At 62.6% G+C, this 9,720-nt stretch carries 8 protein-coding genes; all 8 read left to right on the top strand.

The genetic code is table 11. From position 1 onward, the window contains the following. Positions 1-125 precede the first annotated feature (125 nt). The 8 genes from A5634_RS26605 (at position 126) to A5634_RS26570 (ending at position 9,619) form a co-directional block, all read left to right on the top strand. Positions 126-1,043, top strand: coding sequence for an acetaldehyde dehydrogenase (acetylating) (locus A5634_RS26605; protein WP_065147018.1), 918 nt, complete (start codon positions 126-128; stop codon positions 1,041-1,043). Next, positions 1,040-2,098: a 4-hydroxy-2-oxovalerate aldolase gene (gene dmpG, locus A5634_RS26600; RefSeq protein ID WP_065147017.1), complete on the top strand. Its 1,059-nt coding sequence runs from the start codon at positions 1,040-1,042 to the stop codon at positions 2,096-2,098. The genes A5634_RS26605 and dmpG overlap by 4 nt, the downstream gene beginning before the upstream one ends. A 232-nt stretch (positions 2,099-2,330) precedes the next feature. Next, positions 2,331-4,259, top strand: a complete 1,929-nt coding sequence (locus A5634_RS26595) for a PPE family protein (protein ID WP_065147016.1) — start codon at positions 2,331-2,333, stop codon at positions 4,257-4,259. Positions 4,260-4,433: 174 nt separating this feature from the next. Continuing rightward, on the top strand, positions 4,434-6,089 hold the full coding sequence (locus A5634_RS26590; protein ID WP_065147015.1) for a serine/threonine-protein kinase: 1,656 nt from the start codon (positions 4,434-4,436) through the stop codon (positions 6,087-6,089). An 87-nt stretch (positions 6,090-6,176) separates the two neighbouring features. Next, positions 6,177-6,476: a hypothetical protein gene (locus tag A5634_RS26585; RefSeq protein WP_065147014.1), complete on the top strand. Its 300-nt coding sequence runs from the start codon at positions 6,177-6,179 to the stop codon at positions 6,474-6,476. Positions 6,477-6,567: 91 nt separating this feature from the next. Beyond that, complete coding sequence (locus A5634_RS26580) at positions 6,568-7,695, top strand: hypothetical protein (RefSeq protein ID WP_065147013.1); 1,128 nt, start codon at positions 6,568-6,570, stop codon at positions 7,693-7,695. Next, a complete protein-coding gene (locus A5634_RS26575; protein WP_065147012.1) occupies positions 7,692-8,474 on the top strand; it encodes an SDR family oxidoreductase in 783 nt (260 codons plus the stop codon). The genes A5634_RS26580 and A5634_RS26575 overlap by 4 nt, the downstream gene beginning before the upstream one ends. Continuing rightward, positions 8,474-9,619 (top strand): sulfotransferase family protein, encoded by a 1,146-nt coding sequence (locus tag A5634_RS26570; RefSeq protein ID WP_065147011.1) that lies wholly within the window; start codon positions 8,474-8,476, stop codon positions 9,617-9,619. The genes A5634_RS26575 and A5634_RS26570 overlap by 1 nt, the downstream gene beginning before the upstream one ends. Positions 9,620-9,720: the final 101 nt, after the last annotated feature.

The raw sequence follows: 9,720 nt of genomic DNA, 5'->3' as shown, positions 1-9,720 counted from the left end.
CCGGGCGAAGCGGGTCGCGACAAAGTGAAGAGCAGCGATCGCGAGCGCGGCGTAGCCGGGCGAAGCGGGTCGCGACAAAATCGAATAAGTCGCGGTCGCGACCGTTAGGTAAGGAGCGGGTCAACATGCCCAACAAGGCAAGTGTTGCCATCGTCGGATCGGGAAATATCAGCACCGACCTGCTGTACAAGCTGCTGCGGTCGGACTGGCTGGAGCCGCGCTGGATGGTGGGCATCGACCCGGAAAGCGAAGGCCTGGCCCGAGCCCGCAAGCTCGGCCTGGAGACCAGCCACAAGGGCGCGGACTGGCTGTTGGAGCAGCCCGAGAAGCCCGACCTGGTGTTCGAGGCGACGAGCGCCTACGTGCACCGCGATGCCGCGCCGAAGTACGAGGCCGCCGGCATTCGCGCTATCGACCTGACTCCGGCCGCCGTCGGCCCGGCGGTCATCCCTCCGGCCAATCTGCGCGCACATCTGGACGCGCCGAACGTCAACATGATCACCTGTGGCGGACAGGCCACCATCCCGATCGTGTACGCGGTTTCGAGGGTCGTCGAAGTGCCATACGCGGAGATCGTCGCCTCGGTGGCGTCGGTTTCGGCGGGGCCAGGCACCCGGGCCAATATCGACGAGTTCACCAAGACCACGTCGGCAGGCGTCAAGAACATCGGCGGCGCCGCCCGCGGCAAGGCGATCATCATCCTCAACCCGGCCGACCCGCCGATGATCATGCGCGACACCATCTTCTGCGCCATCCCCGACGCCGCCGACCGCGATGCGATCGCCCAATCCATCAAGGACGTGGTGGCCGAGGTGCAGACCTACGTGCCGGGCTACCGACTGCTCAACGAGCCGCAGTTCGACGAGCCGTCGGTGGTTAACGGTGGCAACCACGTGGTCACCACGTTCATCGAGGTCGAGGGCGCCGGCGACTACCTGCCGCCGTACGCGGGCAACCTGGACATCATGACCGCGGCGGCGACCAAGGTCGGCGAAGAGATCGCCAAAGAGACGTTGGCCGTGACGGGAGGCGCACAAGCATGACTTCTGACATTTTCTTCAACCCGGTGTGGGACGTCCGGATGACCGACACGTCGCTGCGCGACGGATCCCACCACAAGCGTCACCAGTTCACCAAGGACGAGGTCGGCGCGATCGTCGCTGCGCTGGACACCGCCGGCGTGCCGGTGATCGAGGTGACGCACGGCGACGGCCTGGGTGGTTCGTCGTTCAACTACGGTTTCTCCAAGACGCCTGAACAGGAGCTGATCAAGCTCGCGGCCGAGACTGCCAAAGAGGCCAAGATCGCCTTCCTGATGCTGCCCGGCGTGGGCACCAAGGAGGACATCAAAGAGGCGCAGAACAATGGCGGCTCGATCTGCCGGATCGCCACCCACTGCACCGAGGCCGACGTCTCGATCCAGCACTTCGGGCTGGCCCGCGAGCTGGGCCTAGAGACCGTCGGGTTCCTGATGATGTCGCACACCATCCCGCCGGAGAAGCTGGCCGCCCAGGCCCGCATCATGGCCGACGCCGGATGTCAGTGCGTCTACGTGGTCGACTCCGCGGGGGCGCTGGTGCTCGAAGGCGTAGCCGATCGGGTGTCGGCGCTGGTCGCCGAGCTTGGCGACGACGCCCAGGTGGGTTTCCACGGTCACGAGAACCTCGGGCTCGGGGTGGCCAACTCAGTCGAGGCCGTGCGCGCGGGCGCCAAGCAGATCGACGGGTCCTGCCGCCGATTCGGCGCCGGTGCGGGCAATGCCCCGGTCGAGGCCCTGATCGGGGTGTTCGACAAGATCGGCGTCAAGACAGGCATCGATTTCTTCGACATCGCCGATGCCGCCGAAGAGGTGGTGGCCCCCGCGATGCCCGCCGAATGCCTGCTCGACCGCAACGCGCTGATCATGGGCTACTCGGGCGTGTACTCCAGCTTCCTCAAGCACGCGGTGCGCCAGTCCGAGCGGTACGGCGTGCCGGCCCACCAGCTGTTGCACCGCGCCGGGCAGCGCAAGCTGATCGGCGGCCAGGAGGATCAGCTGATCGATATTGCGCTGGAAATCAAGCGCGAGCAGCAGGACGGTACCGCCGTAAAACGCTGATGGGGTTGCGATGAGATCAGTTTGCTGGCTGCGGTAGGTACTAGTCGGCCGCCCGGCGCTTGAGGTCAGTTTCGACACCCGCATATTGCGCCGTTTTAGTGCTGTAACGCCGTCCAAGCGGCGATGTCCGGAGCGAATGTTCCAAAAAGCCGACCGATCGTGAGCTTTTTGCTGCGCAGCGTCCTAGCATGTTGTCCGAGCGGCGACAGGGACCCGCGGAAGGTTGTGCTTGATGAGTTTCTTGAGGTTGCCGCCGGAGATTAACTCGGCGTGCATGTTCGCTGGTCCGGGTGCAGAGCCGATGCTTCGGGCCGCGGCGGGGTGGGATGCACTGACCTCCGAACTGGCCACGGCGTGCGACGCATTTAAGTCGGTACTGACCGGCCTGGGGGAGTCGTGGCAGGGATCATCCGCGGCGGCCATGGCGGCCGCAGCCGTGCCTTACAGCGCCTACCTGGGTACGGCGGCAGCGCAGGCACAGGGGGCGGCGAGCCAGGCGCGGGTGGTGGCCAGTGTGTTCGAGGCCGCGCAGGCGGCAATGGTGCATCCCGGAGCCGTGCTGGGGATCCGCGACGCGGTGGTGTCTCTGGTCCGGTCGAACTGGTTCGGATTCAACGCCGCGGCGATTGCGGAGGCCGAGGGCGTCTATGAGCAGATGTGGGCCCAGGACGTGTCGGCAATGGTGGGTTACCACGGCGGCGTCTCGGCGGCGGCGGCGGAACTGACGTCTTGGCAGGGCGGCTTGCAGCAGCTGCTGCAGAATCTGCCGAACGTGGGCGGCGGCAATATCGGCGATCACGACGTCGGCGGAGGCAATTCAGGCAGCGCGAACGTGGGAAACGGCAACGTCGGCGACAACAATGTTGGTGGCGGTAACCGTGGCCAGTTCAACATGGGCAGTGGAAATAGTGGGGGCGGCAACCTAGGTGCCGGTAATTTCGGCGTCGGCAACATTGGATTCGGCAACGGGTCCAGCGGGAGGACACTGGCGCAAATCCCTTATGCAGGAATCGGCCATAGTGCCGTTGCTGTGCCGAGCGATGGGAACGTCGGCGTGGGAAATGTTGGGAATTTCAACAACGGTGGTGGCAATGCTGGCAATTACAATTCAGGCTTTGGCAATTCCGGCATCGCTAATAGCGGGTCGGGCAATAGTGGCAACAATAACATGGGCCTGGGGAATACCGGTATCGGCAATGTAGGGTTCGGTAACACGGGCAACTGGAATATCGGTGTCGGCAACAGCGGCAACAATAACTTTGGTATTGGACTCACTGGCTCCAATCAAGTGGGCATCAATCTGGAGGGGCTGCTGAACTCCGGCAGCAATAACATCGGCTTTGGAAACTCGGGCAGCAACAACGTCGGTTTCTTCAACTCTGGTGACGGCAACTTCGGGATCGGAAATTCGAGCTACGGAAACGTCGGCGTCGGAAACTCTGGAAACGTCACGGCGGGTTTCGCGCCGGGCGCCTTCGGTTTAAACGGATCCCCTCCGCTTGGAGCAGGGCATAACTTCGGCTTCGGAAATTCCGGCGCCGCGAACACCGGCTTCGCCAACGGTGGCTTGCTGAACACGGGCATCGGCAGCGGTGGCATAGCCAACAGCGGTATCTTCAATGCGGGCAGCTTTAATTCGGGAGGCTTCAATGCGGGTGAAGTCAACACCGGATATTTCAACTCAGGTAACTTCAACACGGGTGCTTCCAATGCGGGCTCTGTCAACACCGGTTGGGCCAACTCGGGATCCATCAACACCGGCGGTTTTAATGCCGGCTCTCTAACCACCGGATTCGGCTCGGTGGATTCCGGTCCCGGCCCAAACTCCGGCGATGGGAATATCGGGACTAATAACTCCGGCTTCAACAACGCGGGAGACATGAACTCGGGATTCCGCAATATCGGCATACCCGTCCAGGGCATCACAGTGGGCAACTCAGGATTTTTCAACGGCAACCTGGTATATACGGTGATGGAATCGGGCTTTGGAAATCTCGTAGGCGTCGCCAGTTCCGGTATGTTGGGATATGGCACTCTCAGCTCGGGAATGCTGTACTTTGGGCAGTTTTCTTCGGGCTACCTGAATTACGGAGCCAGTTCGGGTACCTCTGGCTTCGGTCAATTGATTACGGCTCTTGCGAAGGGCTTTGGCCTGCAATAGGTCGGCAGTTTGGTCGAGCATGCCGGCGCGGGAAGCGCACGCACTCTCGTGTCCGCCGGAAACGTCGTGACGACACCGGGCCGGACATACGCTGGAAATCAAGCGCGAGCAGGGGGCGCACGCTTAGCCCCATCGCTACGATCATCGGGTCAGGTTCTCACCAAGGATGGCGCGATGACAGGTCGGCTCACACTTCAACCGGGTGAGGTGTTTGCCGGCTACACCATCGAACGACCGCTTGGTGAGGGCGGAATGGGCACTGTATACCGGGCCCGGGATCCCGAACTGCCGCGCAGTGTCGCGCTCAAATTGCTGCATCGCGACCTGACCGCAAACGACTACATCCGGGCGCGCTTCGAACTGGAAGCCGCACATGCCGCCAGCCTGGAACACCCCAATATCGTCACCGTGTATCGCCGTGGGCGCGCGAACGATCAACTGTGGATAGCAATGCAGTTCATCGACTCGACGGACGCGTCCGAAGTATTACGCCACGGCCCGGTGAACCCGGCCCATGCCGTGCACATCACCACCGAGACCGCAAAAGCGCTTGACCACGCCCACGCCGCCGGCGTCTTACACCGCGACGTCAAACCAGCCAACATCTTGCTGGAACGCTCTGGGCCCGGTCGGCCGGGACGAGTCCTCTTGGCGGACTTCGGTATTGCGAAGGCGTTGGCCGAAACCGCGCAGATGACCCAGACCGGAATGCTGGTGGCGAGCCTGCAGTACGCCTCGCCCGAACAATTCGACAACATCAAGCTCGATGGGCGCGCCGATGTGTACTCGTTGGGCTGCACGCTATTTCATCTGCTTACCGGACAGCTCCCCTACCCGGGCAGCACCCTGCCGCAGCTGTGGGCCGGACACGTCAAAGCGCCGATTCCCAAACCCAGCGAGGTGCGACCAGGCGTGCCGCCCGCTCTGGACGCTGTCCTTGCGTGCGCGATGGCCAAGGAGCGAGACGACCGGTACTCGAGTTGCGGAGCGTTCGCAGCGGCTGCGCGGGCGGCACTGTACTCGCCGCCGTCCAGCACCCAGCCCACTGTTGTGGACCCCGAACCCCCCGCCCCGCCGCAGCGACGAGTTGTTCCGCCGGTTGACCCAGCTGTCGTGGCGACCGTCGCGGACCGGAACCAACCACAACGGCTCGTTTCCAAAACACCGGCAAAGTCGGTGAACGGATCTGCCGTGCTGGCTCGAGTCGGGCTGATCCTTATTACGGCCCTCATTGGTGCCGCCATGTTCACCTGCTGGCGGACCGCGTCCTACAACTGGAAGGACTACAGCGGCTACTGGCACTACATGAGTTACGACGTGTGGCAACCGTTGGGGATCAGAGGCAACACACACTTGTACACCCCTACAAAAATTGTCTTGGGCATGGTCGGTGCGGTCGGCGTCATGCTGCTGTTGACGGCACTGCGGTTGCGAAAAGCGCGGGTGAAGGCAGCCGGTCGTCTTGCGTGTGTGGGTGCGGTCCCGCTGACCTTTGCTTTGCTGGCGTTTGAACTGGCCGTACACAGCGGGACGGCGATCTCGACGAAGAAGCACCTGATGGAGATTGTCGCGCTGCTGGGTGCGGTACTGCTGCTCGCAGGATGTTGGCGTGGGTTGACGCCGTCGAAACGCAACATGCGGTTGTGCATGGTTTCGGGTCTCGTCGTCACCGCGGCCGCCGTCGGCTTGAGCTTTGTAAGCAGTCCGCACCGATCACCACCGATCCCGGTGCTGGGCCAAGGTTTCGGCGGGCTGATCGCCGGGATCGCGTTGTTCGCTGCCGGAACGATAGTCGCGGTCAGAAGCGGCGGTTCCAGAACTGCTAAGTAGCTGATCGCGCGATTTTCGCCGCGGTTTTTGCCGTCCGCACGCGAGTACTCTCGACTGCACCAGCTCTCCGCGTGAAGGAGCACTTCGATGACCGTGACCTCGAGGATTCCGGGCCGTCTGACCGCCGGTCTGTTAGGTGCCGCGGCAGCGGCGCTGATCGCGGTTCCCGTGGCTGCTGCCGATCCCGGCCAGCAGTGCAACACCACATTCGGTCAGACCGCCTCCGAGCAAGTCCAGGGCTATCTGGACCGGCACCCAGACGTGAAGGCGGAGATCACCGCGAGGTCGCAAGCGTCCGGGTCGGGCACCAACCTGATCGACTACCTCAACCGGCACCCGGATGTGCGCCAGGCGCTGATCACAATGGCTAACTTGTGTACCTCATGAGGTGATAAGGCTTCGTTGGCAAGCGTTGGGTACGACACGCGCAAATGTTCGCGGTTGACTCAAAATAGGAACACGTTCTAGCGTCGATGACGTGTTTACTGACCAGCTGACCGAAGCGATTGCGGAAGCCGAGCAATTGGTGACCGCCGCTCCGCATATCGAGACCGAGGCCGACCTACTCGAAGGGCTGCAGTATCTCGCCGGCTGCGTGGCCGGTTGCATGCACCTGGCATTCGACTACGAGCGCGACCACCCATTCCTGCAATCAGGAACCGGGCCGTTCACCAAGATGGGGTTGGACAACCCCGACACCCTCTACTTCGGCACCCGCGTGCACGCCGAACACGACTACGTGGTCCGGGGTATGCGCGGGACCACCACCGACCTGAGTTTCCAGCTGCTCGGCGGCGAGTACACCGACGATAATGTGCCGGCCAGCCAGGCTGCCTTTGACGACCGCGAGCTCGACATCGCTCCCGACGGCAGCTTCGAGTGGCGGTTTCGTCCCAAGACCCCGGGGCAGCTGGTGATGCGCGAGGTATACGCCGACTGGTCGGCGACCCGTGGCACGCTGACCATCGAACGGTTGGACACCGCCGGAACCGCACCGCCGGAGCTGACCCGCCGAGTCATCGAAAAGCGTTATGCGACAGCTGGAAAGCAGCTGGTAAACCGGGTCAAGACGTGGCTGCAGTTCCCGCAGTGGTTCTACCTGAAAATCCCGGTCAACACCATGGTGGCGCCCCGGTTGACCCCGGGCGGTCTGGCCACCCAGTATTCGTCGGTAGGGCACTTCGACTTGCAACCGGATCAAGCGCTGGTGATCACGGTTCCGGTGAGCGACGCGCCGTATCTGGGCTTCCAGTTGGGCAGCATGTGGTACATCTCGCTGGACTACATCAACCATCAGACGTCGTTGAACAACACTCAGGCACAAGCTGATCCGGATGGGAAGGTGCGCATCGTGGTCAGTGACCAGAACCCCGGCGTGACCAACTGGGTTGAGACGCTTGGGCATCGGCGAGGCTTTTTGCAGTTCCGTTGGCAGCGGGTGTCGCGTGAATTGAGCGAGGCCGACGGGCCCACAGTCGAATTAGTGGACGTTGGCGCTGTCTCGTCTGCGCTGCCCTATTTCGAGCACAACAAGATTTCCGAGGATGACTGGCGGGCACGAATTGCGCTGCGTCAACAACAAATTCAGGCAAGGATGCTGGGATGACCAATTTGCTCGACGGCAAAGTAGTGGTGATCAGCGGCGTGGGTCCCGGGCTGGGAACCACGCTGGCCCGGCGATGCGCGAGCGAAGGCGCCGATTTGGTGCTCGCGGCTCGCAGCGCCGAGCGACTCGACGACGTGGCCAAGCAGGTCATCGATCTCGGCCGCAAGGCCGTCGCGGTGCCCACCGACATCACCGACGACGATCAGGTGAGCAACCTCGTCGACGCCTGCCTGGAGGCCTTTGGCAAAGCGGATGTGTTGATCAACAACGCATTTCGGGTCCCTTCGATGAAGCCGTTGGCCGGTACCAGCTTTCAGCACATACGCGACGCGATCGAATTGAGTGCGCTTGGCGCGCTGCGGTTAATTCAAGGTTTCACGCCGGCCTTGGCCGCTTCGCACGGCTCCGTCGTCAACGTCAACTCCATGGTGATCCGCCACTCGCAAGCTAAGTACGGTGCCTACAAGATGGCCAAGTCTGCGCTGCTGTCCATGTCGCAGTCGCTGGCCACTGAGCTTGGCGAGAAAGGCATTCGCGTCAACTCCGTTGCGCCCGGGTACATCTGGGGAGACACACTGCAGGGCTATTTCAATCACCAGGCCGGAAAGTACGGCACCACAGCCGAACAGATCTACGAGGCCACCGCGGCAAACTCCGACCTCAAGCGGTTGCCCACCGAAGACGAAGTGGCGTCGGCGATTCTGTTCATGGCCAGCGACCTGTCCAGTGGCATCACCGGACAGACACTGGATGTCAACTGCGGGGAGTACCACACCTAATGGCGGAGCGAACTGATATAGCCACCGTCGACGAACTGCACGCGTCCGCTAGCAAGCTGACCGGACTGGACGATTTCGGCACCGACGACGACAACTATCGCGAGGCGCTCGCGGTGCTGCTTGACTCCTACAAGCGCGAGGCTGGCTTGACGGTGTTGGGCAGCAAGATGAACCGGTTCTTCCTGCGCGGCGCGTTGGTGGCTCGGCTGCTTTCCGAGTCGGCGTGGAAGCAGTATCCGTCGTACGCCGACGTTGCGATCGAGCGGCCCATTTTCGTGACGGGACTGGTGCGTACCGGAACGACCGCACTGCACCGACTGTTGGGTGCCGACCCGGCGCACCAGGGTCTGCACATGTGGTTGGCCGAGTTTCCGCAACCGCGGCCGCCGCGTGACACTTGGGAATCAAACCCGTTGTACCGCAGGCTCGATGACCAATTCACCCAGCACCACGCGGACAACCCGGGCTACACCGGTTTGCACTTCATGGCCGCATACGAGTTGGAGGAGTGCTGGCAGCTGCTGCGGCAGTCGTTGCATTCGGTGTCGTACGAGACGCTGGCGCATCTGCCCAGTTATGCGCAATGGTTGGCCCAGCAGGACTGGACGCCGTCCTATCAGCGGCATCGTCGCAACCTTCAGCTGATCGGTCTCAACGACGTCGACAAGCGTTGGGTACTAAAGAATCCCAGTCATTTGTTCGCGCTGGATGCGCTGATGGCGACCTATCCCGACGCGCTGGTGATTCAGACCCACCGGCCGGTGGAGACGATCATGGCGTCGATGTGCTCCCTGGCTCAGCACACCGCCGAGGGGTGGTCGACGACGTTCGACGGTGCCCAGATCGGTGCTGACAACATGGACACCTGGGCGCGCGGCTTGGAGCGGTTCAATACGGCTCGGGCGAAATATGATTCGGCGCAGTTTTATGACGTGGACTACCGTGACCTGATCGCCGACCCGCTGGGTACGGTGGCTGACATCTACAAGTATTTCGGTCTGACGCTGACCGATGACGCGCGTGCGTCGATGGCGAAGATCCACGCCGAAAGCAAGACCGGGAGCCGGGCGCCGAAGCATACGTATTCGCTGGCCGATTACGGGTTGACCGCCGAGCAGGTCAAGGAGCGGTTCGCCGGGCTGTGACCGGCCATCTGTCGGGTGGCCGTTGCGTCTCGCAGACGGGGTGGTTGTCGGGGGCCGTGCGTCTCCAGGGTGTGTGCATGTTTGCCCGGCTCTGAGCGACA

Origin of the sequence: Mycobacterium asiaticum, assembly GCF_001673365.1 — a bacterium.
GTDB classification, from domain to species: domain Bacteria; phylum Actinomycetota; class Actinomycetes; order Mycobacteriales; family Mycobacteriaceae; genus Mycobacterium; species Mycobacterium asiaticum_A.
This window is presented reverse-complemented; position numbering and strand designations above follow the sequence as displayed.